Annotated in this window: 30 protein-coding genes; 24 read left to right on the top strand and 6 right to left on the bottom strand. The window is 69.7% G+C overall.

What is annotated here, in order from left to right; genetic code table 11:
• The 17 genes from SALMUC_RS29320 to SALMUC_RS25235 all read left to right on the top strand — a co-directional run.
• Nucleotides 1–115 (top strand): transposase domain-containing protein (locus tag SALMUC_RS29320; RefSeq protein ID WP_156883630.1); only part of this gene is annotated, 115 nt, incomplete at its 5' end.
• Between the two features lie 186 nt (nucleotides 116–301).
• The gene (locus SALMUC_RS30170) at nucleotides 302–619 is read left to right on the top strand and encodes a hypothetical protein (protein WP_156883649.1); all 318 of its coding nucleotides are present in this window, start codon (nucleotides 302–304) and stop codon (nucleotides 617–619) included.
• 76 nt (nucleotides 620–695) lie between these two features.
• The gene (gene cutA / locus SALMUC_RS25170; RefSeq protein WP_020042390.1) at nucleotides 696–1,004 is read left to right on the top strand and encodes a divalent-cation tolerance protein CutA; all 309 of its coding nucleotides are present in this window, start codon (nucleotides 696–698) and stop codon (nucleotides 1,002–1,004) included.
• 43 nt (nucleotides 1,005–1,047) lie between these two features.
• Entirely contained in the window at nucleotides 1,048–1,827 is a 780-nt protein-coding gene (locus SALMUC_RS25175; protein WP_020042391.1) for a 23S rRNA (adenine(2030)-N(6))-methyltransferase RlmJ, read from the top strand.
• A gap of 123 nt (nucleotides 1,828–1,950) precedes the next feature.
• Complete coding sequence (locus SALMUC_RS25180; protein ID WP_020042392.1) at nucleotides 1,951–2,370, top strand: tellurite resistance TerB family protein; 420 nt, start codon at nucleotides 1,951–1,953, stop codon at nucleotides 2,368–2,370.
• A 19-nt stretch (nucleotides 2,371–2,389) separates the two neighbouring features.
• Complete coding sequence (locus tag SALMUC_RS25185; RefSeq protein WP_020042393.1) at nucleotides 2,390–2,836, top strand: tellurite resistance TerB family protein; 447 nt, start codon at nucleotides 2,390–2,392, stop codon at nucleotides 2,834–2,836.
• A 65-nt stretch (nucleotides 2,837–2,901) separates the two neighbouring features.
• A complete protein-coding gene (locus SALMUC_RS25190; protein WP_020042394.1) occupies nucleotides 2,902–3,342 on the top strand; it encodes a tellurite resistance TerB family protein in 441 nt (146 codons plus the stop codon).
• Between the two features lie 243 nt (nucleotides 3,343–3,585).
• Complete coding sequence (locus SALMUC_RS25195; RefSeq protein WP_020042395.1) at nucleotides 3,586–4,362, top strand: ABC transporter ATP-binding protein; 777 nt, start codon at nucleotides 3,586–3,588, stop codon at nucleotides 4,360–4,362.
• A 39-nt stretch (nucleotides 4,363–4,401) separates the two neighbouring features.
• Entirely contained in the window at nucleotides 4,402–5,124 is a 723-nt protein-coding gene (locus SALMUC_RS25200) for a transporter substrate-binding domain-containing protein (protein ID WP_020042396.1), read from the top strand.
• Between the two features lie 46 nt (nucleotides 5,125–5,170).
• Entirely contained in the window at nucleotides 5,171–6,049 is an 879-nt protein-coding gene (locus SALMUC_RS25205) for an ABC transporter permease (protein WP_020042397.1), read from the top strand.
• Nucleotides 6,050–6,161: 112 nt separating this feature from the next.
• The gene (locus SALMUC_RS25210) at nucleotides 6,162–6,968 is read left to right on the top strand and encodes an ABC transporter permease (RefSeq protein WP_020042398.1); all 807 of its coding nucleotides are present in this window, start codon (nucleotides 6,162–6,164) and stop codon (nucleotides 6,966–6,968) included.
• 261 nt (nucleotides 6,969–7,229) lie between these two features.
• Complete coding sequence (locus SALMUC_RS30175) at nucleotides 7,230–7,415, top strand: hypothetical protein (protein ID WP_021120974.1); 186 nt, start codon at nucleotides 7,230–7,232, stop codon at nucleotides 7,413–7,415.
• 110 nt (nucleotides 7,416–7,525) lie between these two features.
• Complete coding sequence (locus SALMUC_RS25215) at nucleotides 7,526–8,872, top strand: glutamine synthetase family protein (RefSeq protein WP_020042400.1); 1,347 nt, start codon at nucleotides 7,526–7,528, stop codon at nucleotides 8,870–8,872.
• Nucleotides 8,873–8,936: 64 nt separating this feature from the next.
• Entirely contained in the window at nucleotides 8,937–9,620 is a 684-nt protein-coding gene (locus tag SALMUC_RS25220) for a type 1 glutamine amidotransferase (protein WP_020042401.1), read from the top strand.
• Nucleotides 9,617–10,975, top strand: coding sequence for a glutamine synthetase family protein (locus SALMUC_RS25225; protein WP_020042402.1), 1,359 nt, complete (start codon nucleotides 9,617–9,619; stop codon nucleotides 10,973–10,975). Before SALMUC_RS25220 ends, SALMUC_RS25225 begins: the two co-directional genes overlap by 4 nt.
• Before the next feature lie 93 nt (nucleotides 10,976–11,068).
• Nucleotides 11,069–12,370 (top strand): NAD(P)/FAD-dependent oxidoreductase, encoded by a 1,302-nt coding sequence (locus tag SALMUC_RS25230; RefSeq protein WP_020042403.1) that lies wholly within the window; start codon nucleotides 11,069–11,071, stop codon nucleotides 12,368–12,370.
• Nucleotides 12,371–12,486: 116 nt separating this feature from the next.
• Nucleotides 12,487–13,677 carry a DegT/DnrJ/EryC1/StrS family aminotransferase gene (locus tag SALMUC_RS25235; RefSeq protein ID WP_020042404.1) on the top strand — a complete coding sequence of 397 codons (1,191 nt, stop codon included), beginning with the start codon at nucleotides 12,487–12,489 and terminating at the stop codon, nucleotides 13,675–13,677.
• Nucleotides 13,678–13,707: 30 nt separating this feature from the next.
• Here the strand turns inward: SALMUC_RS25235 and phaR are convergent, their stop codons facing one another.
• The 4 genes from phaR to SALMUC_RS25255 all read right to left on the bottom strand — a co-directional run bounded on the left by phaR (nucleotide 13,708) and on the right by SALMUC_RS25255 (nucleotide 17,623).
• Complete coding sequence (gene phaR / locus SALMUC_RS25240; RefSeq protein ID WP_020042405.1) at nucleotides 13,708–14,271, bottom strand: polyhydroxyalkanoate synthesis repressor PhaR; 564 nt, start codon at nucleotides 14,269–14,271, stop codon at nucleotides 13,708–13,710.
• Nucleotides 14,272–14,365: 94 nt separating this feature from the next.
• Nucleotides 14,366–15,334, bottom strand: coding sequence for a Gfo/Idh/MocA family protein (locus SALMUC_RS25245; RefSeq protein WP_020042406.1), 969 nt, complete (start codon nucleotides 15,332–15,334; stop codon nucleotides 14,366–14,368).
• A 114-nt stretch (nucleotides 15,335–15,448) separates the two neighbouring features.
• The gene (rpoH, locus tag SALMUC_RS25250) at nucleotides 15,449–16,354 is read right to left on the bottom strand and encodes an RNA polymerase sigma factor RpoH (protein WP_020042407.1); all 906 of its coding nucleotides are present in this window, start codon (nucleotides 16,352–16,354) and stop codon (nucleotides 15,449–15,451) included.
• Between the two features lie 237 nt (nucleotides 16,355–16,591).
• Complete coding sequence (locus tag SALMUC_RS25255) at nucleotides 16,592–17,623, bottom strand: RluA family pseudouridine synthase (RefSeq protein ID WP_037372931.1); 1,032 nt, start codon at nucleotides 17,621–17,623, stop codon at nucleotides 16,592–16,594.
• Between SALMUC_RS25255 and SALMUC_RS25260 the strand changes: the two genes are divergently transcribed.
• From SALMUC_RS25260 to SALMUC_RS25290, 7 genes are all read left to right on the top strand, one after another.
• Entirely contained in the window at nucleotides 17,622–17,933 is a 312-nt protein-coding gene (locus SALMUC_RS25260) for a DUF6476 family protein (protein ID WP_021120976.1), read from the top strand. The genes SALMUC_RS25255 and SALMUC_RS25260 overlap by 2 nt on opposite strands.
• 329 nt (nucleotides 17,934–18,262) lie before the next feature.
• Nucleotides 18,263–18,499, top strand: coding sequence for an Lrp/AsnC ligand binding domain-containing protein (locus SALMUC_RS25265; protein WP_020042410.1), 237 nt, complete (start codon nucleotides 18,263–18,265; stop codon nucleotides 18,497–18,499).
• A gap of 34 nt (nucleotides 18,500–18,533) precedes the next feature.
• Nucleotides 18,534–19,667 (top strand): ABC transporter substrate-binding protein, encoded by a 1,134-nt coding sequence (locus SALMUC_RS25270; RefSeq protein ID WP_020042411.1) that lies wholly within the window; start codon nucleotides 18,534–18,536, stop codon nucleotides 19,665–19,667.
• Nucleotides 19,668–19,762: 95 nt separating this feature from the next.
• The gene (locus SALMUC_RS25275) at nucleotides 19,763–20,683 is read left to right on the top strand and encodes a branched-chain amino acid ABC transporter permease (protein WP_020042412.1); all 921 of its coding nucleotides are present in this window, start codon (nucleotides 19,763–19,765) and stop codon (nucleotides 20,681–20,683) included.
• A complete protein-coding gene (locus SALMUC_RS25280; protein ID WP_020042413.1) occupies nucleotides 20,680–21,663 on the top strand; it encodes a branched-chain amino acid ABC transporter permease in 984 nt (327 codons plus the stop codon). Before SALMUC_RS25275 ends, SALMUC_RS25280 begins: the two co-directional genes overlap by 4 nt.
• Nucleotides 21,656–22,405, top strand: a complete 750-nt coding sequence (locus SALMUC_RS25285) for an ABC transporter ATP-binding protein (RefSeq protein WP_020042414.1) — start codon at nucleotides 21,656–21,658, stop codon at nucleotides 22,403–22,405. Before SALMUC_RS25280 ends, SALMUC_RS25285 begins: the two co-directional genes overlap by 8 nt.
• Complete coding sequence (locus SALMUC_RS25290) at nucleotides 22,402–23,088, top strand: ABC transporter ATP-binding protein (protein ID WP_020042415.1); 687 nt, start codon at nucleotides 22,402–22,404, stop codon at nucleotides 23,086–23,088. The genes SALMUC_RS25285 and SALMUC_RS25290 overlap by 4 nt, the downstream gene beginning before the upstream one ends.
• A 5-nt stretch (nucleotides 23,089–23,093) precedes the next feature.
• Here the strand turns inward: SALMUC_RS25290 and SALMUC_RS25295 are convergent, their stop codons facing one another.
• Both SALMUC_RS25295 and SALMUC_RS25300 read right to left on the bottom strand, forming a co-directional pair.
• Nucleotides 23,094–25,601, bottom strand: coding sequence for a rhamnan synthesis F family protein (locus SALMUC_RS25295; RefSeq protein ID WP_020042416.1), 2,508 nt, complete (start codon nucleotides 25,599–25,601; stop codon nucleotides 23,094–23,096).
• Nucleotides 25,595–26,062 carry a hypothetical protein gene (locus SALMUC_RS25300; protein ID WP_020042417.1) on the bottom strand — a complete coding sequence of 156 codons (468 nt, stop codon included), beginning with the start codon at nucleotides 26,060–26,062 and terminating at the stop codon, nucleotides 25,595–25,597. Before SALMUC_RS25300 ends, SALMUC_RS25295 begins: the two co-directional genes overlap by 7 nt.
• Nucleotides 26,063–26,126 lie beyond the last annotated feature (64 nt).

Below are 26,126 nucleotides of genomic sequence, written 5' to 3' on the forward strand. Positions count from 1 at the left end.
CAACGGCGTCGAACCATTCGCCTATCTCAAGGCCACCCTTGAGGCCATCGCCGCTGGCTATCCGCAAGGTCGGATCGACGATCTCCTGCCGTGGAACTTCCCGCCGTCAAGCTGAACGCGCGTGGGGCGCAGCCAACGCTTACATCCAATTTCATTCCTCGCACAGGAGTACTTGTGCATTTTTCGTCTGCGCGCTTTAATGAGACACGTTGCTCTCAAGTTTAAATTGGCAAAACTCGGCCGCAAACTTCAGTTGCGAGAAGATCGCACTACGGTCCTAAGCGAGGCCGTGGAGATGAAAATGCGCGACCAAGACTATCGTATTGAGATTTTTCGCTATCTGAAGGACCGCTTCGGCGCAGAATTATTCCTGCACCCAGAACGTCAGAGGATATTCTCAGAGTATCGATTTATACTTGACTCGCTAGTTGAGAGCAAAGATTTAGTGAAAACGCCGAATGGCGCTTATAACGTTTCGCCTCAAGCGCTTAATACATTATCACAAATTGCCATTGAAGATAGACAACACCGGGATGCGATAAGTCAGCAACGCAAGCTCAACTTCCTAACCGCCGCACTGATATTGGTGACGCTGGTTGCAGCTCTTGTAGGAAACTAGGCTATTAAATCTAGATAACCCCTGATAGCCACTCGTCCGCTACTAAACGCACCATCGAAGAGGCAAAGCCGCAAACATGCCCCTAGCCGTCTTCACCACCACCGACTCCGAAACCGAGGCCCGCGATCTCGCGCGCGGAGCCGTGGAGCGGCACCTGGCCGCCTGTGTCCAGGTCGAGCGGATCACCTCGGTCTACGACTGGCAGGGCATCCAGGAGGACGCCGAGTTCCGGCTGCTCTTCAAGACCAGCGCCGAGCGCTATGACGCCCTCGCCGCCTTCATCCTCGAACGCCACAGCTACGACGAGCCCGCGCTCTGGGGCGTCGAGATGACCCACGGGTCGCCCTCCTTCCTGCAGTGGATCGACGAGACCTCGACCGGCTGAGCTTTCGCTTGCCTCGCGCCGCGCGGCGCCCTACCCCACGTCCATGCTGTCCTATCAACACGCCTACCACGCGGGGAACCTCGCCGACGTGCAGAAGCACGCGATCCTGGCCTCGGTGCTCGAGTACCTGACGCGCAAGGACAAGCCGCTGAGCTACATCGAGACCCACGCCGGCCGCGGGCTCTACGACCTGGGCGGCGCCGAGGCGCAGAAGACCGGCGAGGCCGAAAAGGGCATCGCCCGGCTCTCGGACCGCTTTCCGGCCGATCACCCCTATACCCGCGCGCTGAAGGGCGTGCGCGCGGCGCATGGCCCCCGCGCCTACCCCGGCTCGCCGCTCATCGCCGCGAGCCTGCTGCGCGAGACCGACCGCCTGCACCTGGCCGAGCTGCACCCGCAGGAGCATGCCGCGCTGACGCAGGCGCTGGCCGCGCCCAACGTGACGATCCACCGGCAGGACGGCTTCGAGCTGGCGCAGAGCCTCTGCCCGCCCGACCCGCGCCGGGGCGTCATGCTGATCGACCCCTCGTGGGAGGTGAAGGCCGATTATGCCCGCGTGCCCAAGGCAATGGCGCAGATCCACCGCAAGTGGAACGTGGGCGTGCTGATGCTGTGGTATCCGATCCTGCAGGACGCCCCGCACGCCCCCATGCTCAAGGCGCTGGGGCGCGAGTTCCCCGAGGCGCTGCGCCACGAGGTCCGCTTCCCGCCGATCCGCCCGGGCCACCGCATGCGCGGCAGCGGCATGTTCGTGGTGAACCCGCCCTGGGGCCTTGCCGAGGAGACCCGCGCGCTCGACCGCCTGCTGGCGCGGCAAGGCTGACACGACTGGGCCATTGTCCCGCGCCGAAAGCTGCGACAGACTGCCCCGGGTGACCGAGAGGGAGGAGGCGCGGATGACCGGGAGAGGCGCAAGGACCGTGCAGGCCGGCCGGAGCGGCGCCGCGTGGCCCGCTCGCTGAGATACTGGCTCGGGGCGCCCGAGCGCACGCAGCTCGACCCCGGCGACGTGCCGCTGGCGCTGGGGGCGCTGCTGGTCCGGCTCGCGCGGGCCGAGGAGGGCCGCCTGATCCGCGAGGCCGCCGCGATCGACGCGATCCTCGCCCGGCGCCACGAGCTGACCGCGCAGGAGGCGCTCGAGATGCGCGAAACCTGCGAGGCGCTGGCCGAGTTCGCGCCCGAGACCGCCCGTTTCGCCGCCATCCTGCGCGTCTCGGTGCCCTATGCCGACCGGCTTTCCATCGCGCGCTGCCTCTGCGAGGTGATGCGCGTCGCCGGCGCGGAGGAGGAGGCCCTCGTCGCGCTGGCCGAGACCGTGCTGGGCGTGCCCGCGCAGGACATCGCGCCGCCGCGCCGGGCCGGGTAAGAGGCGCAAGGAGACCTTCATGTTCGAGAGACTGACGCACCTCTTCCACCGGCGCGCCCGGCCGAAGGCGCCGCTGCCGCCGCTCGACGCGCGCCACGCGCTGGGGGCGCTGCTGGTCAAGATGGCGCTGGCCGACCGCGGCTACCTCTTTGCCGAGGTGGCCGAGATCGACCGCATCCTGCGCAGGGCCCACGGGCTGAAGCCCCTCGAGGCCGCCCGCATGCGCGCCGAATGCGAGGCCATCGCCCGAGCCGCGCCCGGTATCGACGAAATGGCCCGCGTGATCCGCGAGACGGTCGATCCCGCCCACCGCTACGAGATCGTCGAGGCGCTCTGGCAGGTCGCGCTGGCCGACGGCGCCACCGACGCGCAGGAGGCGGCGCTGGCGGACCTCGTCGAGGACAAACTGGGCCTCGACCGCGAGGCCTCGGAGACCGCGCGTGCCGCCGCGGCGAGCATTCCCTAGGCCGCCAGTGCGGCCTCGCACGCCCGTGCATTGCGGCCGCCGTCCGGCAGGCTATATCAGAGGCCATGTTTTCCGATTTCCTCAAGCGGCTCACGCAGCCCGACCCCGCGCCTCTTCCGGACGAAGACGCGCGTCTTGCATTGACCGCGCTGCTCGTCCGGGTGGCGCGCTCGGACGAAAGCTACGACGAGAGCGAGCGCGAGAGGATCGACCGCATCGTCGCCGCGCGCTACGGGCTCTCGCCCTTCGAGGCCGCGAAGCTGCGCGGCGAGGCCGAGGGGCTCGAGGGCGAGGCGCCCGACACCGTGCGCTTCACCCGCGCGATCAAGGACGCCGTCGACTACGAGCACCGGATCGCGGTGGTCGAGGCGCTCTGGCAGGTGGTGCTGGCCGACGGCGTGCGCGAGGCCGAGGAGGACGCCCTGCTGCGGCTGGTCGCGAACCTGCTGGGCATCAACGACCGCGACTCGGCGCTGGCCCGGCAAAGGGTCGAAGCCAAGGGATAGGCGCCGGCTCCCTGCCACGCCACGCCACGCCACGCCACGCCACGCCACGACGGCCGCGCTGGGGCTGCGCGACCTCGTGCGGCGCCACGCGGCCGACCTGCCGGGCCCGACATGGTCCGCGCCCCGCCGCTTTCGCGGGCAGATGCCCAGTGACGCAGCGAAACCCGGCGGATTGCGCATTGCCAAGCGCCGGGCTTTCCGACCATCCTCGCCCAAACTGACGCCCATGACAGAAGGTGAGGCTTGACCAACCCGGCCCCCGTCATCGAGATCCGCAACCTGCACAAGGCCTACGGGCCGCTCGAGGTGCTCAAGGGCGTCGACGTGACCGCGCGGCGCGGCGACGTGGTCTCGCTGATCGGCTCCTCGGGCTCGGGCAAGTCGACGCTGCTGCGCTGCTGCAACCTGCTCGAGGACAGCCAGCAGGGCGACATCCTCTTCAAGGGCGAGGGCGTGCACTGGCGCGGCGAAGGCCACCAGCGCCGGCCCTCGGACGCCAAGCAGGTGCTGCGCATCCGCACCAACCTGTCGATGGTCTTCCAGCAGTTCAATCTCTGGGCGCACATGACGATCCTGCAGAACGTCATGGAGGCGCCGCTCACCGTGCTGGGCCGGCCCCGCGACGAGGTGGAGGCCGCCGCGCGCGGCTATCTCGACAAGGTGGGCATCGGCGACAAGGCCGAGGCCTGGCCGGCGCAGCTTTCGGGCGGGCAGCAGCAGCGCGCCGCCATCGCCCGCGCGCTCTGCATGGAGCCAGAGGCGCTGCTCTTCGACGAGCCGACCTCGGCGCTCGACCCCGAGCTGGAGCAGGAAGTGGTGCGCGTCATCAAGGACCTCGCCGCCGAGGGCCGCACGATGATCATCGTCACCCACGACATGAAGATGGCCCGCGACGTGAGCGATCACGTGGTGTTCCTGCACCAGGGCCTCATCGAGGAAGAGGGCCCGCCGGACCGGCTGTTCGGCGCCCCCACGTCGGAACGCCTGCGGGGGTTCCTGAAATCGACCACCCATGCGTGAGACAACGCGCAGGGCAAAGACCAACCAAGGGAGCAAGACATGAAATCCATCCTTCTCGGCACGGCCGCGCTGGCCATGACCGCCGGCATGGCGCTGGCACAGGACGTGGTGCGCATGGGCACCGAGGGCGCCTACCCTCCGTACAACTTCATCAACGATGACGGCGAGGTCGACGGCTTCGAGCGCGAGCTGGGCGACGAGCTCTGCGCGCGGGCCGAGCTGGACTGCGAGTGGGTGACCAACGACTGGGATTCCATCATCCCCAACCTCGTCTCGGGCAACTACGACACCATCATCGCCGGCATGTCGATCAACGACTCGCGCGACGAGGTGATCGACTTCACCCAGGACTACATCCCGCCGGCCGAGTCGGCCTATGTCGCGCTCAGCGAGGACGCGCCGCTCGACGGCGTGATCGCGGCGCAGACCTCGACCCTGCAGTCGGCCTACATCGTCGAGCAGGGCGCGACGCTGCTGGAATACGCCACCGCCGAGGAGATCATCTCGGCCGTGCGCAACGGCGAGGCCGACGCGGCCTTCTTCGATTTCGACTTCCTCCGCCCGATCGTCGAGGAGTCGAGCGAACTGAGCTTCGTGGGCGAAGAGGTGATCCTTGGCCGCGGCACCGGCATGGGCATCCGCGAGAGCGACACCGAACTCAAGGCGACCTTCAACGAGGCCATCGACTCGATGAAGGAAGACGGCTCGCTCAACGAGCTGATCGTCAAGTGGTTCGGCGACGACGTCAAAGTCTACGAGTGACGGAGACGGGCGGGGGCTGCGCGCCCCCGCTCCCCCCGGCCCGCCGATGTTCGGATTCTGCGAAGACCCCTCCGTCCTGGATACCCTGCCGTGGTTCGCCTGCTACATGACCACGGGCAAGATGATGCTGTTCTACGGCTCCTTCGGGACGGTGCTGGTGCTGCTGGCCATCACCGCGCCGGTGGCACTGGGATTCGGTTTCGCCGGGGCCATGGCCGCGCGCTCGCACGTCGCGCCGGTGAGCTGGCTCGGGCGGATCTACATCGCCATGGTGCGCGGCGTGCCCGACATCGTCTTCTTCCTGTTCTTCATCGTGGCGCTGGACCAGGGGTTCGAATGGCTGCGCCACAAGATCAAGTGCCCGGACTGGGACCAGCCGATCCGCCAGGGCTCGGATTTCATCGTCTGCGCCGAGGCCAAGCTGCCGCTCTCGACCGCGCCGCAGGTCTGGCACGAGGTCTACGGCTTCTCGCTCGCGGTGCTGACCTTCGCCATCGTCTTCGGGGCCTTCGCGGCCAATGTGCTCTACGGCGCCATGCGGGCCGTGCCCAGGCCGCAGCTCGAGACCGCCGAGGCCTATGGCATGACGCGTCGGCAGATCTTCCGGCGCATCCTCGTGCCGCAGATGTGGGTCTATGCGCTGCCGGGACTGTCGAACCTCTGGATGGTGCTGATCAAGGCGACGCCGTTGCTCTTCCTGCTGGGGGTCGAGGACATCGTCTACTGGGCGCGCGAGCTGGGCGGCACCAAGTCGCCGCGCTTCACCGACTACCCGCACGGCGACTGGCGGGTCTGGTTCTTCCTCGCGCTGCTGGTCTTCTACCTGGCCTTCACGCGGGTCTCGGAGATCGTGCTGGAGCGGATCATGAAGCGGCTCACGCGCGGACAGGCGACGCTGGGCGGCGACGCCCAGAGGATGGCCTGATGCGGGGCGCGGTGCGTCATGCGGGGCTGCGCCCCGGTCGCCTGCGGCGACATTCGCGTATTTGCGGAAAGATGAAAGGGCGGGCCGTGCGCCGGTCCGGCGGGGGGCGCGCTTGAGCTGCTGGGAGACGCTGGCGGATTACGGGCTGCGCTCGCTCGGGATCGGCGAGCGGCTGCTGCCGCGCGACAACTTCACGCTCTGCCAGCAGGTGGTGCTGATCGGCTCGGGGCTGATCTGGAACGTCTACTTCGGCGTGCTGGCCCTGATCACTGGGTTCTTCATGGCGGCCGCGGTGGCGGTCGGCAAGGCCTCGCGCCGGCCACTGGCGCGGAAGCTCTCGGAGTGGTTCATCTTCGTCTTCCGGGGCTCGCCGCTCTTCATCCAGATCTTCTTCGCCTATTTCCTGTTTCTCAGCCTCAAGCAGGTCTCGCCGGTCTTCGATCCCTTCACCTCAGCCTGGGCCGGGGCGCTGGTTGTGCTGTTCCTGAACACCGCCGCCTACTCGGGCGAGATCTTCTACGGCGCGCTGCTCTCGGTGCCGCGCGGGGACATGGAGGCGGCGGATGCCTACGGGCTCTCGGGCTGGACCCGGTTCCGGCGGATCGTCTGGCCGACCATGCTGCGGCTGGCCTGGCCCGCCTATACCAACGAGGCGATCTTCCTGTTCCACGCCACGACGCTGGTCTACTTCTCGGGCTTTCCGGCCTTTCAGCAGCGCGGCGACGCGCTCTATTATGCCAGCTACTTCGCCGACAAGACCTTCAACCCCTTCGTGCCCTACCCGATCCTCGCGGTCTATTTCATCCTGCTGACGTTGCTGATCGTCGGGATCTTCGGCTGGATCAACCGTCGGCTGAACCGGCACCTGCCGCAGGAGCGCCGGCAGCGGATGCGATTCCGTCCCAACCTGCTGCGCTGAGCGGCACCGCCGCGCGGCCCCGAGGCCGTTCCGGCTCTGCCGAGAACGCGGGCGTTGGCGGCGCGGCGCGAACAGCGCTTCATCAATTCGCGCGTCATGCCGCCTCTCCTGCCTCGCGACGCGTGACGCAGGGGCAAGGAACGTGCTGCCCTGCCTATGCCCGGTGCGGTGCGCTTCTTCCTCCGAGCGCCCGCACCAGGGCACGAAGGATTTCGTCAGGCCAAGGTCATTCAGCAAGTCTGCGCAAAGAGGGCGCACCTCATGTTATCGTTTCTCATGCCCTTCCTGTTCAGGGTCCTGCTCGTCATGGTCGTCTACGAACTGATGCGCCACGTTCCCTCCTACTACGACATGCCGCGCCGGCGCCGGGCGCTGACCTTCGGCGGCATCCTTGCCGTGACGCTGCTTCCCTTCGGGCTTGCGCTGGCCCTCTTCCACCTGCCCTGAGGCAGCCCCCCGCACGGGCTCACCGCCAAGCCCCCTTGCCAAGGGCGGGTCCGGGTCGATATTGATGATTTGATCAAATTATCGACCTCTCCATCGACCCCCGGTGATCCATGCTTTCCGACACCAAGAACTGGCTGCGCAAGAACCCGCAGGTCCGCACCATCCGCGTCGCCGCCTGCGACCTCAACGGCCAGCCGCGCGGCAAGCGCGTGCCCGCGCGCTTCGCCCACAAGGTCGTGGAGGACGGCACGCGCTTTCCCTTCTCGGCGCTCAACCTCGACATCTGGGGCGAGGACATCGACGACAGCCCCCTGGTCTTCGAGAGCGGCGACCGTGACGGGCTGCTGCACCCGACGCAGCGCGGCTTCGTGCCGATGCCCTGGCTCGAGGCGCCGAGCGCGCTGCTGCCGATCTGGATGTTCCACGAGGACGGCCGCCCCTTCGAGGGCGACCCGCGCCACGCGCTGGCCAAGGTGCTGCGCCGCTACAAGGCGCGCGGGCTGACGCCGGTGGCCGCGGTCGAGCTGGAGTTCTTCCTGATCGACGACAGCGGCAAGAAGCTCGAGGTGCCGATCTCGCCGCGTTCGGGCAAGCGGCGCAAGGCGGCCGAGGTGCTGTCGATCCGCGCGCTCGATCAGTTCGACCAGTTCTTCACCGATCTCTACGACGCCTGCGAGGAGATGGACATTCCCGCCGATACCGCGATCAGCGAGGCGGGGCTGGGGCAGTTCGAGATCAACCTCATGCACCAGGACGACGCGCTGCGCGCGGCCGACGATGCCTGGCTCTTCAAGATGCTGGTGCGCGGTCTCGCCCGGCGGCACGGTTTCGCCGCCTCCTTCATGGCCAAGCCCTACGAGGACTACGCCGGCAGCGGCATGCACGTGCATTTCTCGGTGCTGGACTCGGAAGGCAACAACATCTTCGACGACGGCGGGCCCAAGGGCACCGACGCGCTGCGCCACGCGGTGGGCGGCTGCCTCGCGGCGATGTACGACAGCACGCTGATCTTCGCGCCGCACCTCAACAGCTACGACCGTCTGGTGCCCGAGAACCACGCGCCCTGCGGCATCTCCTGGGCCTACGAGAACCGCACGGCGGCGATCCGCGTGCCCAGCGGCAGCCCGGCGGCGCGCCGGGTCGAGCACCGCGTCGCGGGCGGCGACGTGAACCCCTACCTGCTGCTCGCCACGATCCTCGGCGCCGCGCTGGTGGGCATGGAGGACGGCATGGAGCCGCCCGAGCCCATCACCGGCAACGCCTACGCGCAGGACCTGCCGCGCATCCCCGACAACTGGGAAGCGGCCATGGACGCCTTCGAGGCCAGCACGCTGATCCCGCGGATCCTGCCCGAGGGGCTGATCCGCAACCTGCTGCTGACCAAGCGGCAGGAGGCGCACTACATGGCCGAACTCTCGCCCGCGGAGCAGGTGGAAATCTATCTCGACACGGTCTGAGCCGGCCCTTGCCGCGTCCCTGCGGCGGGTCTAGGCTCCGCGCCGACACGACCATTGGTGGTTCATGAAAATCGGCATACTGCAGACCGGTCTGGCGCCCGAGACCCTGGCGCCCGAGAGCGGTGAATACCCCGACATGTTCGCGCGGCTGCTCGCGGATCGCGGCTTCGAATTCGAGAGCTGGTCCGTGGTGACGGGAGAGTTCCCGCCCGGCCCCGAGGCGGCCGACGGCTGGCTCATCACCGGCTCCAAGCACGGCGTCTACGAGGATCACGACTGGCTGCCCCCGCTGGAGGCTCTGGTGCGCGACATCTATGCCTCCGGGCGGCCGCTGGTGGGCGTCTGCTTCGGCCACCAGGTCATCGCCCAGGCGATGGGGGGCAAGGTCGAGAAGTTCGAGGGCGGCTGGAGCGTGGGACCCACCGTCTACCGCTTCCCCGAGGGCGAGCGCACCGTGCACGCCTGGCACCAGGACCAGGTCATCACCCCGCCCGAGGGCGCGCAGACGCTGGCTTCGAGCGATCACTGCCAGCACGCCGCCCTGCTCTATCCCGGCCACGCCTACTCGGTGCAGCCGCATCCCGAATACGGCGACAGCTTCATCCGGGGCCTGATCGAGACGCGCGGCCCCGGCGTGGTGCCCGACGCGCTGCTCGCCGAAGCCTCGGAGCGCATGGGCACGCCGCTCGACAGCGCGGCACTGGCCGACCAGTTCGCGCATTTCTTCACCGAAAGGCGCCTGCCATGACCGACTGGACCGCAAACCTGCCCCGCGCCGCCATGGCCTACCTCGAGGGGCGCCGGCTGGACGAGGTCGAATGCATCATCTCGGACCTGCCGGGGATCGCCCGCGGCAAGGCGGTGCCGGCCTCGAAGTTCGCGCGGATGAGCTCGTTCCACCTGCCGGATTCGATCTTCTACCAGACCATCACCGGCGACTGGGGCGATGCCGCCGGCGAGGACGGCTTCATCGAGCGCGACATGATCCTGCGCCCCGACCTCACCACCGCCAGCGCCGCCCCCTGGACCGGCGACTGGACGCTGCAGGTGATCCACGACGCCTACGACCGCCACGGCGAGCCGATCAAGTGCAGCCCGCGCAACGTGCTCAAGCGCGTGATGAAGCTCTACGAGGCCCAGGGCTGGGAGCCGGTCGTCGCCCCCGAGATGGAATTCTACCTCGTGGCGCGGAACATCGACCCGGCCAAGGACATCGAGCCGATGATGGGCCGCTCGGGCCGCCCGGCGGCGGCGCGGCAGGCCTACTCGATGACCGCGGTGGACGAGTTCGGCCCGGTGATCGACGACATCTACGACTTTGCCGAGGCGCAGGGTTTCGAGATCGACGGCATCACCCAGGAGGGCGGCGCCGGCCAGCTCGAGATCAACCTGCGCCACGGCGACCCGGTGAAACTCGCCGACGAGGTCTTCTTCTTCAAGCGGCTGATCCGCGAGGCGGCGATGCGGCACGACTGCTACGCCACCTTCATGGCGAAACCCATCGCCGACGAGCCGGGCTCTGCCATGCACATCCACCATTCGGTGCTGGAGACGGAGACCGGCCGCAACCTCTTCGCCGGGCCGCAGGGTGGTGAGACCGACGCCTTCTATCACTTCATCGGCGGGCTGCAGGCGCATCTGCCGGCGGCAATCGCGGTGCTGGCGCCCTACGTCAATTCCTACCGCCGCTACGTCCGCGACCACGCGGCGCCGATCAACCTCGAATGGGCGCGCGACAACCGCACCACGGGCATCCGCATCCCGCTCTCCGAGCCCGAGGCGCGCCGTGTCGAGAACCGCCTCGCGGGGATGGACTGCAACCCCTACCTGGGGATCGCAGCCTCGCTCGCCTGCGGCTACCTCGGGCTGATGGAGGAGCGGCGCCCCTCGAAGCAGTTCCGCGGCGATGCCTACGAGGGCGAGGGTGACATCCCCCGCGTGCTGGGCGAGGCGCTGGACATGTGGGACGAGGCCACCGCCCTGCACGAGGTGCTGGGCCGGGAGTTCGCGCGGGTCTACTCGGTCGTGAAGCGCGCGGAATACGAGGAATTCCTGTCGGTGATCTCGCCCTGGGAGCGCGAACACCTGCTGACCAACGTGTAGCCGGGCCGGGCCTTCGGCCCGGCGCGGGGGCGCTGCCCCCGGTCCCTGCGGGACTCCCCCGGGATATTTGCAGCCAGAAGAAGCGAGGGGCGCGTGAACCTTCTGTTTTCCAACGACGAGCGCGGCGCCTACCCCGCGAGCTGGTATGCCGCCACGGCCCTGCCCGCGCCCGAGCGGCCGGTCCTGCGCGGCGAGGTGCGGGCCGACGTCTGCGTGGTGGGCGGCGGCTATACCGGGCTCTCGGCGGCGCTGCACATGGCCGAGGCCGGACTCGACGTGGTGCTGGTCGAGGCGCATCGCGCGGGCTTCGGCGCCTCGGGGCGCAACGGCGGGCAGCTGGGCTCGGGCCAGCGGGTCGACCAGGTCGCGCTGGAAAAGCTCGTGGGGCGCGACGACGCGCGGCACCTGTGGGATCTCGGCGAGGAGGCCAAGACGCTGGTGCGCGGGTTGATCGCGCGGCACGGCATCGATTGCCACCTGCGTGACGGCGTGGCCTGGGCGGGCTCCTCCGAGGCCGAGGTGCGCGAGCTGCACGCCTATGCGGGCCACATGGGCCGGCACTACGGCTACGAGGTCGAGGCGCTGAACCGCGAGGCCTTTCACGCGCTCTGCCCCTCGCCCGACTACCGCGGCGGCGTGCTCGACATGGGCGCGGGGCACCTGCACCCGCTGCGCTTCGCCCAGGGGCTCGCGGGCGCGGCCGAGGCGGCGGGCGCACGCCTCTTCGAGCGCTCGCTGGTGCTGGAGGTGAGCGAGGGCGCGCCCTGCACCCTGCAGTGCGAGGCGGGCCGGGTCACCGCCGCTCACGTGATCCTCGCCGGCAACGGCTACCTGGGCGGCCTGGCGCCGCGCGTGGCGCACCGGGTCATGCCCATCAACAACTTCATCGCCGCCACCGAGCCGCTGGGTCCGCGCGCCGCAGAGGTGCTGACCCGCGACGTGGCGGTCTCGGATTCGCGCTTCGTGGTGAATTACTTCCGGCTCAGCCACGACGGGCGGCTGCTGTTCGGCGGGGGCGAGAGCTATGGCTACCGCTTCCCCGACGACATCGCCGCCAAGGTGCGCCGGCCCATGCTCGAGGTCTTCCCCTCGCTGGAGGACGTCGAGATCGACTACGCCTGGGGCGGGACGCTGGCGATCACCATGAAGCGCCTGCCGCTGCTCGCGCGGCTCTCGCCGCACGTGCTCAGCGCCTCGGGCTATTCCGGGCACGGCGTCGGCACGGCGGTGCACGCCGGCCGGCTCATGGCCGAGGCGCTGCGCGGCGAGACCGCGGGCTTCGACGCCATGGCCGCCCTGCCGGTGCCGCCCTTCCCCGGCGGCGCAGCCCTGCGCAGCCCGCTGCTGGCGCTCGCCATGAGCTGGTACGCGCTGCGGGACCGCCTGGGGCTCTGAGACCACAGGTCAGATCATCGTGATCCGCCGCGGCCCCGCGCCGCGCCAATTTCGCTTGGCTGTTACAATGCGCTTGTTTAAACTTTTTGAAAGTGGACATTCTGGAAGTCGAAAACATGACCCGCCTGCCGAACATGCACCACGCCGAGCCGATCCCCGAGGAGGCCCGCGCCGAGATCGACCGCCTGCTGCAGTCGGGTGACCTCTTCCGCTACACCGCCCCCGAGGACGCGCCGGTCGCCCTGCTCGAGACCGAGTTCGCCGAGCTGCTGGGCAGCCGCTACGCGCTGGCGGTCTCGAGCTGTTCGGCGGCGCTCTTCCTCTCGCTCAAGGCGCTGGGGCTGCCCCGCGACGCGCGCGTGCTGATCCCGGGCTTCACCTTCGCCGCCGTGCCCTCGTCGGTGGTGCACGCCGACTGCATCCCCGTCCTCTGCGAGGTGGGCGAGAACTACCGCGTGGATCTCGCCGATTTCGAGGCCAAGCTCGATGGCGTCCAGGCGGTCATCATCAGCCACATGCGCGGGCATACCTCGGACATGGACGCGATCATGGCGCTCTGCGACGCGCGCGGCCTGCCGGTGATCGAGGACGCGGCGCATTCGCTGGGCACCACCTGGGCCGGACGCAACATCGGCACCATCGGCCGCGTCGGCTGCTTCAGTTTCCAGAGCTACAAGCTGGTGAACGCGGGCGAAGGCGGCATCCTGGTCACCGACGACGCCGACCTCGTGGCCCGCGCGGTGATCCTCTCGGGCGCCTACGAGCACAACTGGAAAAAGCACCCCGTCCTGCAGGAGGCCTTTGCCCGGTGGCAGAACAAGCTGCCGCTCTACAACCTGCGCATGTCGAACCTCTCGGCCGCGGTGATCCGACCGCAGCTGCCGCACATCGCCCGCCGGGTCGCGGACGGCCGCCGCAACCACGATTTCGTGGCCGAGCGCATCGCCCGCAGCCCCTGGATCGAGGTCCCCGAGAAGCTGGGCCCCGAGCAGCGCGCGCCCGACTCGCTGCAGTTCAACCTGACCGGCATGGATCTCGACGAGATGCGCGCCTTTGCCGAGGCGGCCGAGGCCGCCGGCGTCAAGGTGCAGGTCTTCGGCCTGTCGAGCGACAACGCGCGCGCCTTCTGGAACTGGCAGTTCATGCCCGAGATGCCCGAGCTGCCGCGCACGCGCGCCATGCTGCAGCGCGCCTGCGACACGCGCCTTCCGGCGCGGCTGACGCTCGAGGACTGTGCGGCGGTGGCGGATGTGCTGGTTCAGGCCGCCGAGGCGGTCATGGGCGATACCCGCGCCTACGGCACCTGAGTTCGGAAGCGGGGCGCGCCGTGGCGCGCCCTATTTTTCCATCTTCTTCAGCTTGCCCTGAAGCTCGGCCAGCTGGCGCTTGATCTCGTCGAGATCCTCTTCCTCTTCCTCGCCGCCCGATCCCTCGGGGCCCGACCACTGGTTGCCCATGTTGCCGGTCATCGCCTTGAGGAAGGCCTCCTGCTGCGCCTGCATCGCCTCGAAGCCGGGCACCTTGGGCACCTTGCCCATCATCGGGTTCATCTGGCTCATGCTCTCGGCCCACTTCGACTGGCTGTCGCGGAACATCTCGAAGCTCGCGGCCAGGAACTGCGGCACCGCGGAGGTCGCCTGCGTGGTGTAGCTGCGCACCAGGTCGGTCAGCACGTTGATCGGCAGCACGCTCTCGCCGCGGCTCTCGTGTTCGGCCACGATCTGCAGCAGGTACTGCCGGGTCAGGTCGTCGCCGGACTTGAGGTCGATGATCTGAACCTCGCGCCCGTCGCGGATGAAACCCGCGATATCCTCGAGCGTGACGTAGTCGCTCGTCTCGGTGTTGTAGAGACGCCGGCTGGCATAACGCTTGATCAGCAGCGGTTTTTCCTTTTCAGCCAACTGGGCACCTCCCCTCATGCAGCAGATGCAGAAAAGCCTATGCTGCTGCAGAAAAAAGAAAAGCCTTACGTTTCAGCAGCGCCCGGGCAAATGCTCATCCGCCGGCCGCGAGGATGTCGTCGATCCAGGCCTGCGTGCCCCGGCAGAACTCCAGCGGCAGGGGGTAATCGCTGCGCCCGCGCACCGCGTCGTTGAAGTTCTCGACCTGCAGGACGTAGTGGTTTTCCGCGGGCCAGCGCCAGGTCTTCACCTCCAGCCCGGGGCCGTGCAACTCGAGCCGCGCCTCGCCGAAGACCTGCACGTTGAAGGGCACCGGCAGGCGCATCAGGCCCTTGTCGCCATGCAGCACGATCTCCTGCCAGGGCGCGGCGCGCATCGAGACGCGCCCCGAGTAGATGAAACCCGGGAAGCGCGCGGTGATGTGGGCGGCGGTGTCGATGCCGTTCTCCCAGTCCACCACCGTCGAGAGCAGCGCCTCGGGCTCCTGCCCCGTCAGCAGGCGGATGCTGCCGAATGCGTAGATGCCGATGTCGCCCAGCGCGCCGCCGCCGGTCTCGGGCTTGTTGCGGATGTTGTCGAGGTCGGCGTTGTAGAAGCTGTGGGTCGAGTCCACCCGCACGAGGTTGCCGATGGCGCCCTCCTGCAGCAGCTCGCGCGCCTTGGCGAACTGCGGGTGATGCGCGATCATCCAGGCCTCGGCGATGAGCTTGCCGCTGCTGTCGCGCAGCGCGATCAGCTCGTCGATCTCGGCGGCCTTCATGGCGATGGGTTTCTCGCAGAGCACGTGCTTGCCGGCCTTGGCCGCGCGCTTGCACCACTCGACGTGCAGCGCGTTGGGCAGCGGGATGTAGACCGCGTCGATCTCGGGATCGGCCAGCAGGGCGTCGTAGCTGTCGAAGACGCGCAGCCCCGGCGCGAAATCGAGGAAGGGCGCGGCCTTTTCGCCGCTCGAGGTGGCCAGCGCGGTCAGCGCCCCGCCGCGCGCGGCGTGAATCGCCGGGCCCATGAACTGCTTCGCGAAATTCGCGGCCCCAAGAATGCCCCAGCGCAGATGTTCCGCCATCGTCCGTCCCCTCCTGTCGGTCCTGCGCGGAGGGTAGCGCCAACATCGCCCCATGCAAGCAGAACGCCCGCCGGGATGCGGCGGGCGTTCGTGTCTCGGTCATGGCGACGGGGATCAGGCGGGGACGGTCATCCCCTGCTCCTGCGCCAGCTCGCGCATGCGCGTCTGCAATTTCTCGAAGGCGCGCACCTCGATCTGGCGGATCCGCTCGCGGCTGACGTCGTAGACCGAGGACAGGTCCTCGAGCGTCACCGGCTTCTCGGCCAGGCGGCGCTGGGTCAGGATGTCCTTCTCGCGGTCGTTGAGCACGTCCATCGCCTGCGCCAGCAGCTCGCGGCGCGCCTCCAGCTCGTTGCGCTCGGCGTAGTCCGAGGCCTGGTCGGCGTCCTCGTCCTCGAGCCAGTCCTGCCACTGCATCGAGCTGTCCTCGTCGGTGCCCACGGTGGCGTTGAGCGAGGCGTCGCTGCCCGCCAGCCGGCGGTTCATCGAGATCACCTCGTCATGGGTCACGCCGAGATCGGTGGCGATCCTTTCGACGTGCTCGGGGCGCAGGTCGCCGTCCTCGAGCGCGCCGATGCGCGACTTGGCCTTGCGCAGGTTGAAGAACAGCTTCTTCTGCGCGCTGGTCGTGCCCAGCTTCACGAGGCTCCACGAGCGCAGGATGTATTCCTGGATCGAGGCGCGGATCCACCACATCGCGTAGGTCGCGAGGCGGAACCCCTTCTCGGGGTCGAAGCGCTTGACCGCCTGCATCAGGCCCACGTTGGCCTCCGAGATGACCTCGGCCTGCGGCAGGCCGTAACCGCGGTAGCCCATGGCGATCTTGGCCGCCAGCCGCAGGTGGCTGGTGACGAGCCGATGGGCCGACTGCGCGTCCTGGTCCTCGACCCAGCGCTTGGCCAGCATGTATTCCTCTTCGGGCTCCAGCAGCGGGAACTTGCGGATTTCCTGCAGATAGCGGCTCAGGCCGGCCTCCGGCGACGGCGCCGGGAGATTCGCATAGGTGCTGACGTTGCTCACGTGCCCTGATCCTCCAATGTTACGGGGCTTAACATGCCATATGGGCATGGCCCGGTCTTCGTTCAAGCGTCCTCGCGCCCTATGGTTTCCACGATGTTAACGCGAAACTCCGTCGGTTTGCTCCGGGAAAATCCCTGACTCACGCGGTTGGGAATAGATGTAACAGCCATGATCCCGCCGCGCAGGTCATGAATTCCGCACAGTCCGGGTGCGCCTGCGGTCCGATGTCGCGCGGGCTCAGGCCCCGCCGCGCAGCAACTCCAGCAGGTCGGCCATGTCGCCGGGAAGCGGCGCCTCGAAGTGCAGGTGCTCGCCGGTGACCGGGTGGTCGAAGCCCAGTTGCGCCGCGTGCAGCGCCTGCCGGTCGAATCGGCCCACCGCCTCGGTCGCCGCGGTCGAGAGCGCCCGCGCCGGCAGTTTGCGCCGCCCGCCGTAGACCGGGTCCCCCACGAGGCCATGCCCGGCATGGGCCATGTGCACGCGGATCTGGTGGGTGCGCCCGGTCTCGAGCCGGCATTCCACCAGCGACAGCGCCGGGGGATGGCCGTAGGTCTCCAGCACCCGGGCCCGGGTGACGGCGTGCCGCCCCTGCCCGTCGAAGTAGACCGCCTGCTTCTGCCGGTCGGTCTTGTGCCGGGCCAGCCCCGACTGGATGCGGATCACGCCGCCCGGCTCCGAGGCCACGCCGCGCGTGCCGCGCAGGCGCGGATCGCCCCGGTCGGGCACGCCGTGCACCAGCGCGAGGTAGGCGCGCTCGGCGGTGTGCGCCTCGAATTGCGCGGCGAGCCCGTGATGCGCGCGGTCGGACTTGGCCACCACCAGCAACCCGCTGGTGTCCTTGTCGATGCGGTGCACGATGCCGGGCCGCTTCGCCCCGCCCACGCCGGAAAGCTTTCCGCCGAAATGGTGCAGCAGCGCGTTGACCATGGTGCCCGAGGGCGTGCCCGGCGCCGGATGCACGACCATGCCCGGCGGCTTGTTGACGACGACGAGGTCCTCGTCCTCCCAGACGATGTCGAGCGGGATCTCCTCGGGGCCGATGTGGCTCTCCTCGGCCTCGGGCACGATGATCTCGATCTCCTCGCCCTCGGCGACGCGGGCCTTGGGGTCGTCCAGCACCGCGCCCGCGCGGGTGACCGCGCCCTCGGCGATGAGCCGCGCGAGCCGCGTGCGCGACAGCGCCGCGCCCTCTGGCACATCGCGCGCCAGCGCCTTATCAAGGCGCGGCGGCGGGTTCGCCCCGATGGTGATGCGCAAAGGCCCCGACATGTCCGACACTCCCGATCCCGAAAACCTGCCGGAACCGGCCAGCCTGCGCTTCCTGCGACGGCTGATCACGGTGCTCACGGCGGTGATGATCGCCGGGTGTCTAGCGATCCTCGCGATGCTTGTCATCCGTTACACGACGACGCGCGCACCGCTGCCCGAGGTCATCACCCTGCCCGGCGGCGCCACGGCCACGGCCTTCACCCAAGGCAGCGACTGGTACGCGGTGGTGACCGAGGCCGACGAGATCCTGATCTTCGACCGCGCCACCGGCAACCTGCGCCAGACGCTGCGGATCGACCCGGCGCCCTGAGCCCCGGTGAGGGCCAGCGCCCGGCCGCCGGATGGGCGCTCCTGCCGGTCGAGACCCTGGCACTTTATCCCTCGGCCATATGCCGATGTGCCGGACGGCAGGCCCCGCCTCGAAAAGCGCCCGCCCGTTGCGCCGGAAGCGCACCTTCGGTGCGACGGGGCGGACGAGCGCTGGCCCGGCGGGCTTCGCCCTTGATTCCGGGCCGGAGCCGGCCCGTTACCAACTCTGCCCCGCAAACACCGCGCGAGATTGCCTTTCCCCGCGCGAGGCTGCACAAAAGGCACCACCACGCCGTTCGTGTCCGGCCCCGCCGGAGAAGAGGAGTTCCGATGCGCCCAATCTTCGTCCAGATCCGCTGCACGCCCGGCAAGACCTATGCCGTCGCCGACGAGATCGCCCTGCGGGAAATCCACTCCGAGCTCTACTCGACCAGCGGGGAATTCGACCTGCTGCTCAAGCTCTACGTCCCCGAGGACGAGGACATCGGCCGCTACATCAACGAGCGGCTGCTCGACATCCCCGGCATCGAGCGATCCTTGACGACGCTGACATTCAAGGCCTTCTAGAGCCGAAAAGAAAAACACAGGGAGAACTTTCGCAATGACCATCAGGAACCTGCTCGCCTCGGCCGCGCTGGCGGTGCTGGCGATGCCCGCGGCCGCCGATGTCAAGGTCGGCATGATCACCACCCTCTCGGGCGGTGGCGCCGGGCTGGGCATCGACACCCGCGACGGCTTCATGCTGGCCATCGACCAGGCCGGCCGCGACGACGTCGAGGTCGTGATCGAGGACGACCAGCGCAAGCCCGACGTGGCGGTGCAGCTGGCCGACCGGATGATCCAGTCCGACAAGGTCGACGTGCTGACCGGCATCGTCTGGTCCAACCTCGCGATGGCGGTGGTGCCCTCGGCCACGGCGCAGGGGAAGGTGTACCTGTCGACCAACGCGGCGCCCGCGCAGCTGGCCGGGCGGGGCTGCAACCCGAGCTACTTCGCGGTCTCCTACCAGAACGACAACCTGCACGAGGGCGCCGGCGCCTATGCCACCAACGAGGGCTTCGAGAACACCTTCATCATGGCGCCTAACTACCCCGCCGGGAAGGACAGCCTGAACGGTTTCAAGCGCTTCTACGAGGGCGAGCTCGCGGGCGAGATCTACACCCAGCTCGGCCAGACCGACTACGCCGCAGAGATCGCGCAGATCCGCGCCTCGGGCGCCGACAGCGTCTTCTTCTTCCTGCCGGGCGGCATGGGCATCTCGTTCCTCAAGCAATACGCCGACTCGGGCGTCGATCTGCCGCTGGTCGGCCCGGCCTTCTCCTTCGACCAGGGTATCCTGCAGGCCGTGGGCGAGGCCGCGATGGGCGTGAAGAACACCTCGACCTGGTCCAAGGACCTCGACAACGAGGCCAACGCGGCCTTCGTCGAGGCCTTCGAGGCCGAGTACGACCGCCTGCCCTCGATCTACGCGGCGCAGGGCTATGACACCGCGAACCTGCTGCTCTCGGCGATGGACGCGGCCGACATCTCGGACGCCGAGGCCTTCCGCGCGGCGCTCAAGGCGGCGGACTTCGCCTCGGTGCGCGGCGACTTCGAGTTCGCGGCGAACAATCACCCGGTGCAGGACGTCTACGTTCGCGAGGTGATCAAGGAAGGCGATATCTTCACCAACAAGATCGTCGGCACCGCCATCGAGGACCGCTCGAACGCCTACGTCGACGACTGCAGCATGTAAGCGCGGCCCAGACCGCCCCCACCCTGACCCTCCCCCGCAAGGGGGAGGGACACCCGCGGCGCCCCTGCGCGGAGGCCGCGCGCAACAGGTTCGCGATGTCCCCCATCCTGATCATCGAGCAGGTGCTGAACGGGCTCCAGTTCGGCGTCATGCTGTTTCTCATGGCCGCCGGGCTCACGCTGATCTTCGGCGTCATGGGCCTCATCAACCTCGCGCATGGCTCGCTCTACATGGTGGGGGCCTTCGCAGCGGCGGGCGTGGCGGCGGCCACCGGCTCGTTCCTGATGGCGCTCGTCGCGGCCATGGCGGCGGCGGCGCTCGCCGGCGCGCTGGTCGAGCTGGCGGTGATACGCAGGCTCTACGACAAGGACCACCTCGACCAGGTGCTCGCCACCTTCGCGCTGATCCTGATCTTCTCGGAAGGCACGCGCTGGCTCTTCGGCTCCTTCCCGCTCTTCCTCGACATCCCCGATGCCCTGGCCGGGCCCGTGACGCTGCCGGGCGGCATCCAGTACCCGCTCTACCGGCTGGTGCTGATAGGCGCGGGGCTCGCGGTCGCGGCGCTGCTTGGCCTGCTCATCGGACGCACGCGCCTCGGCATCCGCATCCGCGCCGGCGAGAACGACCGCGAGATGATCGCCGCCCTCGGCGTCGACATCTCGAAGCTCTACACGCTGGTCTTCGCCCTCGGCGCCGCGCTCGCGGGGCTTGCGGGCGCGCTGGTGGGCGCGATCCAGTCGGTGCAGGTCGGCATGGGCGAGCCGGTGCTGATCCTGGCCTTCGTGGTCATCGTCATCGGCGGCATCGGCTCGATCCGGGGCGCGCTGGTGGGCGCGCTGCTGGTCGGGCTCACCGACACGCTGGGCGGCATCTTCCTGCCCGAGCTTTTCAAGCTGGTCATGGCGCCCGCCGCGGCCACCTCGGCCGGGGCCTCGCTGGCCTCGATGTCGATCTACATCCTCATGGGTGCGGTGCTGATCTGGCGCCCCACGGGCCTCTTCGGAGCGCGCGCATGACCCGCGAGCGCCTCTTCAACGCCCTGCTGCTGGCGGGCCTCGTGCTCGTGCCGCTGGCCGCGCAGGCGGCGGACGAACCCTTCACCATCACGCTCGCCACCCGCGCGGTGATCCTCGCGCTGGCCGCCGTGGGCCTCAACATCGCGCTGGGGCTGGGCGGGCTGGTGAGCCTCGGCCACGCGGCCTTCTTCGGCATCGGCGGGTATGCCATGGGCATCCTGGCCAGCCACGCCCAGAGCTACGCGCCGCTCGCCGAGTGGCCCATCCTGATCGAGGGCACCAAGTCGATGCCGGTGATCTGGCTGGTGGCGATCCTCGCCTCGGGACTCGCGGCGCTGGTGATCGGCGCGCTCTCGCTGCGCACCTCGGGCGTCTACTTCATCATGATCACGCTGGCCTTCGGGCAGATGTTCTTCTTCTTCACCATCAGCTGGGCGGCCTACGGCGGCGAGGACGGGCTATCGATCTACGTTCGCAACGGCTTTCCGGGGCTGAACACGCTGGCGCCCCTGCCCTTCTACGGGCTCTGCCTCGTGCTGCTCTGCGCGGCGCTCTGGCTCTTCGACCGGCTGGCGAAATCGCCCTTCGGCCTCGCGCTCGGCGCCGCGCGGCAGGTGCCGGCGCGAGTCGCGGCAGTGGGGCTCGACCCGACGCGGCTCCGGCTGGTGGCTTTCGTCATCTCGGGCGCGATCACCGGGCTCGCGGGCGCGCTCTTCGCCGACCTCAACCGCTTCGTGAGCCCCGCCATGCTCAGCTGGCAGATGTCGGGCGAGATCATGGTGCTGGTCATCCTCGGCGGCGTCGGACGGCTCTTCGGCCCGGTGGCAGGCGCGGTGGTCTACGTCACTCTGGAACACCTGCTTGGCGGGATCACCGAGTTCTGGCACATCTTCCTCGGGCTCATCCTGCTGGGCATCGTGCTTTTCGCGCGGGGCGGGATCGTGGGGCTGGTCGCGGGACGCGGGGGCGGCCATGACTGAGCCCATCCTCGCAACCCGCGGCATCACCAAGGCCTTCGGCGCGCTCACCGCCAGCGACGACATCTCGATCGACCTGCGCCCGGGCGAGATCCACGCCGTCATCGGCCCCAACGGCGCGGGCAAGTCGACGCTCATCGCGCAGATCTGCGGCGGGCTCGCCCCCGACGCGGGACAGGTCATCTTCGGCGGGCAGGACGTGACCGGCCTCGCCACGCCCGCCCGCGCCCGCATGGGCCTCGCCCGGACCTTCCAGATCTCGGCGCTGGCGATGGAGGACACGGTGCTGCAGAACGTCCTGCTGGGCGCGCTCGGCGCCTCGGGCCGGGTCTGGCGCTTCCTCCGCCCGGCGCTGAAGGACCGCGCCCTGCGCGAGCGGGCCGAGGCCGCGCTCGCCCGCGTCGGTCTGGCCGACCACGCCCGCACCCGCACCGCCGAGCTCAGCCACGGCCAGCGCCGTCAGCTCGAGGTGGCCGTCGCGCTCACCCTGCGCCCCCGCGCCTTCGTCATGGACGAACCCATGGCAGGCCTCGGCGCCGAGGGATCGAAGCAGCTGACCGGCGTGCTCGACGGGCTGCGCGCCGAGGCGCCGATCCTGCTGGTGGAACACGACATGGACGCGGTCTTCGCCCTCGCCGACCGCATCAGCGTGCTGGTCTACGGCCGCGTGATCGAGACCGGCTCCGTCGAGACGATCCGCAACAGCCCCGCCGTGCGCGAGGCCTACCTCGGGGACCCGGCATGAGCCTGCTCGAGCTGCACGACGTCACCGCCCGCTACGGCGCGAGCCAGGCGCTCTTCGGCGTCGACCTGGCGCTGGCGGAAAGCGAGGTGCTGGCGCTCATGGGCCGCAACGGCATGGGCAAGAGCACCACGGTCAAGGCGATCTGCCGCATGATCCCGGCGGGCGGCACGATCCGCTTCGACGGCCGCGACCTCGCGCGCCTGCCCAGCCACCGCGTCGCGCGGCTGGGCGTCGGGCTGGTGCCCGAGGGGCGGCGCTGCTTCCGCGACCTGACCGTGCGCGAGAACCTCGTCGCCGCCGCCCGCCCCGGCCCCTGGGACATGGCCCGCGTGACGGCGCTCTTCCCGCGGCTGGGCGAACGCGAGGGACAGGTCGCCGCCTCGCTCTCGGGCGGCGAGCAGCAGATGCTGGCCATCGGCCGCGCGCTGATGACCAACCCGCGCCTGCTCATCCTCGACGAGGCGACCGAGGGCCTCGCCCCCATTGTCCGGCAGGAGATCTGGGCCGCCATCGCACGCCTCAGGACCGAGACCGCCATGGCGATCCTCGTCATCGACAAGTCGCTCTCCGAGCTGCGCGCCGTCTGCGACCGCGCCGTGATGCTCGAACGCGGGCGCAGCGTCTGGACCGGCGACATGGCGTCCCTCACGCCCGAGATCGCCGAGCGTTACGTCGGCGTCTGAGCGCCTCAGCTGCGCTGCTGTCCCGGCCAGTCGAGGAAGAGCGCCGACAGCCCCTCGGCCGCGGTCACCGCAGGCCAGAGCCGTTCCATCGCGTGATAGATCGTGCCGTGACGCGGCAGCGGCTCGGTCGGCCAGGCCGGCTCCGGCCCCGCGAGCGCAAGCATGCGCTCGGCCACGCGGCCCGAGACATGGAACATGTTGCCCACCGGGAAGAGCAGCGGGTCTTCCGGCAGCGGCTCCGGCAGGCCGCCCGCCAGCCCGGGCAGCACGCGCCGCGCGGTGCCCCAGCCGGGACGGTAGGGATCGAAGGGCGCGACCAGCCCCGTCTCCGGCGCCATGATCCGCTCCAGCCCCGAGGACAGCCGCCGGTCGTCGCCCACCAGGATGGTCATCAGGAAGCGCTTCCAGATCGCCCCGGCGGGCGAGGTGCCCTCGGACCGCTTCTGGTGCAGGTGGCACCATGTCTCGTCGGCCCCCGCGATGCCCCGCTCGAAGAGCCGCAGGAAGGGCAGCACGTCGCGCCCGACGTTGGGCATCACCACCACTTCGACCGCGACACCGGCCTCGCCCGCGATATGCGCGACGGCGGCGCGCTTGGCCTCGGAGTCGGTCGTCACCACGATCCGCCGCGCCTCGCGCAGCGCGCGGTAATACAGCAGGTCGCCGCCAAGGTCCTGAAGGTGATGCGCATGCATGTGCACCGAAAGCGCCGGCGGCATCGCCTCGGCCCAGGCGAAACGCTCGACCGCCATCGCCCCGTGCACCCAGTTCTCCGAGCCCGCGATCGCCGCCTCCGCTTCGGCCCGCGATTGCCAGACGGCCCGCCGGCCCAGCGTCCAGAGTTTCTCGCGCTCCGCTGCCCGCGCCGCGCCCGCGCCGGGCCCCGGGGGCATCATCACCGGCACGTCGTAATCGCCGCCCCCGATCACGAAGCGCTCCTGCGCCGCCAGCCGCCGCTCCAGCCGCTCGCGGATCGCGCGGAAGACGCGCGGGCGCGGCACTGCCTCGGGCGCCTCCCCGGCCGGCGCCTTGCGGGGCAGCGCCAACAGCGCGTCGCAGGCCGCCCCGAGATCGCCCCAGTCGATCCGCACCAGCCCCTCGGCGGTCTCGTCCAGCCCCGTCGCGCCCGCGAAGACCACCACCGGGCAGCCCGCCTCGGCCGCGTCGAAGACGACCTCCGGCCAGGGCTCCATCCGCGCTGGAACAAAGACCGCGTCCGCCGCGCGCAGCACGTCGGCGTCATGCTCCCCGTTCGGCAGAACGCAGACGTTGCCGCCCGCCGATCTCAGCTGCCGCTCGAGGAAGACGCCGAACGCCGCGTCCTCGTGGTTCGCCCCGTCGCCCAGCCAGACGAAGAGCGTATCCTGACCGCGCCGAGCCGCCGCCTGCGCGGTCAGCACGAACAGGTCCGTGCCCGCCGCCCAGCCCACGGGTCCCGCGCCCAGCACGACGCGCCGCCCCTCGCAGTCCGCGCCCGTCAGCCGCGAAAGCCGCGCCCGCGCGGCACCCAGCGCCTCGGCGGCCACGCCGCCCTGCGCCAGGACGCGCGGCGCCACCACGCAGGTGTCGCGCGCCACATCGACGCCCAGGTCCTCCAGCATCGGCGCCCATTCCGCGCGCAGCGCCTCGGAGGGAAAGACCGTGAGGTCGGAGAAAAGCGCCGTGAAATGCGCCCGGTGCGCGGGCTGCACAGTCTCGGGAAAGGCCCCGACGCAGGTGGCATGGGGCACCCCCTCGCGCACGAGATACCGCGCGGCGGGCAGGCTCTCGACCGCTCCCAGCACCGCGAGGTCGAGCCCGCCCAGCCCCTCGCTCTCGAGGAAATCGAGATCCCGCAGCGGCTCGGGCGCGACGATCAGCTCGATGGCCTCCGCCGCGAAGGCCTCGCGCCTCTCTCCGTCCGCCAGCGCCAGCACCAGCACGTCCTGCCCCGCCGCGGCCTCCTGCACCAGCGCCAGCCCCGGCCCCGACAGGTCGGGCAGAGCCACCATGCACAGCGCCCGGCCCGGCCGCCGCTCGCGCCCGCCGGGCTGCTGGCCCTCGCGCAGGTCGCGCAGGATGCGCCGGCCCTCGCGCCGCCCGTGCTGCAGCCAGTGGACGAAGGGCACCGCCCCCTCGGGCAGGCCCGGATGACAGGCGCGGTAATAGCTCTCGGAAAAGCCCGAGACGCGGGCATCGACCGGATCGCCCAGCAGGATCAGCTCGCAGAGCAGCTCGCAGGCCTCGGGCTCGCCCCGCGCGATCATCTCGCCCAGCTCGTGGTCCGCGACCAGCTCGGCAAGGCAGCGGTCGAGGTCGGGCACCTGCGCTGCCAGCCGCCGGTAGTCGTTGGGCGGCAGGCCCGCCGCGCGCCCGCTCTCGTCGTAATGCGTCCGCGGGTCCTGCCCCTCGTGCAGCGCGGCGCCCGCCCGGCGCCGGTAAGCGGCGGGCGAAAAACGGAAATCCGGGCGCTCCTGCGCCAGCGGCGTGCCGGCGATGTGCTCGCGCCACAGGGCATCGGGCGTGGTCACCATCCCGCCTCCTCCTCGTCCCAGGGCACGAGGTGAAAGCGCAGCTGCTCGAAGACCGCCTCCGCGTCCTGCTTCTCGGCCTCGGCGAGATTGCGGAAGAAGGGCAGGAACAGCGGGTTGCCCAGCACGTCCGCGCCCAGCACCAGCCGGGCGATCTGCCCCGCATCGTCTTGCGTCATCTCGGCGGTATGCGGCGCGTCCTCGCAGCGCTCCAGCAGCGCGGCCAGTTCCTCGGGCGGAACCGCGTCGGCGGCGAACAGGAACGCCCCGTCGCCCAGCTGCCGGAACCGCGCCGCGCGCAGCACGACCTCGCGGATCACCCGCAGCGGGCTGCGCGTCTCCTCGAGAAAGCGGAACAGCCGCAGGCCCTCGCCGCCGGGCACCGCCTGCCCCGGTTGCAGCACGAGGCAATGCGGCCCCGGCCAAGCCGGGCCCTGCCAGTCGCTGTCGAGCGTGATGAGCATCGCCTGCCGGTCCCTCCCTTTCGGAAAATGGCTAACGGCCCCCGCGCCCGCGCACAAGGCGCGG

The organism is Salipiger mucosus DSM 16094, assembly GCF_000442255.1.
GTDB lineage: Bacteria > Pseudomonadota > Alphaproteobacteria > Rhodobacterales > Rhodobacteraceae > Salipiger > Salipiger mucosus.

Coding starts and splice junctions, on each gene's coding strand:
- SALMUC_RS30170 (WP_156883649.1), top strand. CDS start 302: ATGCGCGACCAAGACTATCGTATTGAGATTTTTCGCTATCTGAAGGAC.
- cutA (WP_020042390.1), top strand. CDS start 696: ATGCCCCTAGCCGTCTTCACCACCACCGACTCCGAAACCGAGGCCCGC.
- SALMUC_RS25175 (WP_020042391.1), top strand. CDS start 1,048: ATGCTGTCCTATCAACACGCCTACCACGCGGGGAACCTCGCCGACGTG.
- SALMUC_RS25185 (WP_020042393.1), top strand. CDS start 2,390: ATGTTCGAGAGACTGACGCACCTCTTCCACCGGCGCGCCCGGCCGAAG.
- SALMUC_RS25190 (WP_020042394.1), top strand. CDS start 2,902: ATGTTTTCCGATTTCCTCAAGCGGCTCACGCAGCCCGACCCCGCGCCT.
- SALMUC_RS25200 (WP_020042396.1), top strand. CDS start 4,402: ATGAAATCCATCCTTCTCGGCACGGCCGCGCTGGCCATGACCGCCGGC.
- SALMUC_RS25205 (WP_020042397.1), top strand. CDS start 5,171: ATGTTCGGATTCTGCGAAGACCCCTCCGTCCTGGATACCCTGCCGTGG.
- SALMUC_RS30175 (WP_021120974.1), top strand. CDS start 7,230: ATGTTATCGTTTCTCATGCCCTTCCTGTTCAGGGTCCTGCTCGTCATG.
- SALMUC_RS25215 (WP_020042400.1), top strand. CDS start 7,526: ATGCTTTCCGACACCAAGAACTGGCTGCGCAAGAACCCGCAGGTCCGC.
- SALMUC_RS25220 (WP_020042401.1), top strand. CDS start 8,937: ATGAAAATCGGCATACTGCAGACCGGTCTGGCGCCCGAGACCCTGGCG.
- SALMUC_RS25225 (WP_020042402.1), top strand. CDS start 9,617: ATGACCGACTGGACCGCAAACCTGCCCCGCGCCGCCATGGCCTACCTC.
- SALMUC_RS25235 (WP_020042404.1), top strand. CDS start 12,487: ATGACCCGCCTGCCGAACATGCACCACGCCGAGCCGATCCCCGAGGAG.
- SALMUC_RS25245 (WP_020042406.1), bottom strand. CDS start 15,334: ATGGCGGAACATCTGCGCTGGGGCATTCTTGGGGCCGCGAATTTCGCG.
- SALMUC_RS25260 (WP_021120976.1), top strand. CDS start 17,622: ATGTCCGACACTCCCGATCCCGAAAACCTGCCGGAACCGGCCAGCCTG.
- SALMUC_RS25255 (WP_037372931.1), bottom strand. CDS start 17,623: ATGTCGGGGCCTTTGCGCATCACCATCGGGGCGAACCCGCCGCCGCGC.
- SALMUC_RS25265 (WP_020042410.1), top strand. CDS start 18,263: ATGCGCCCAATCTTCGTCCAGATCCGCTGCACGCCCGGCAAGACCTAT.
- SALMUC_RS25270 (WP_020042411.1), top strand. CDS start 18,534: ATGACCATCAGGAACCTGCTCGCCTCGGCCGCGCTGGCGGTGCTGGCG.
- SALMUC_RS25275 (WP_020042412.1), top strand. CDS start 19,763: ATGTCCCCCATCCTGATCATCGAGCAGGTGCTGAACGGGCTCCAGTTC.
- SALMUC_RS25280 (WP_020042413.1), top strand. CDS start 20,680: ATGACCCGCGAGCGCCTCTTCAACGCCCTGCTGCTGGCGGGCCTCGTG.
- SALMUC_RS25285 (WP_020042414.1), top strand. CDS start 21,656: ATGACTGAGCCCATCCTCGCAACCCGCGGCATCACCAAGGCCTTCGGC.
- SALMUC_RS25290 (WP_020042415.1), top strand. CDS start 22,402: ATGAGCCTGCTCGAGCTGCACGACGTCACCGCCCGCTACGGCGCGAGC.
- SALMUC_RS25295 (WP_020042416.1), bottom strand. CDS start 25,601: ATGGTGACCACGCCCGATGCCCTGTGGCGCGAGCACATCGCCGGCACG.
- SALMUC_RS25300 (WP_020042417.1), bottom strand. CDS start 26,062: ATGCTCATCACGCTCGACAGCGACTGGCAGGGCCCGGCTTGGCCGGGG.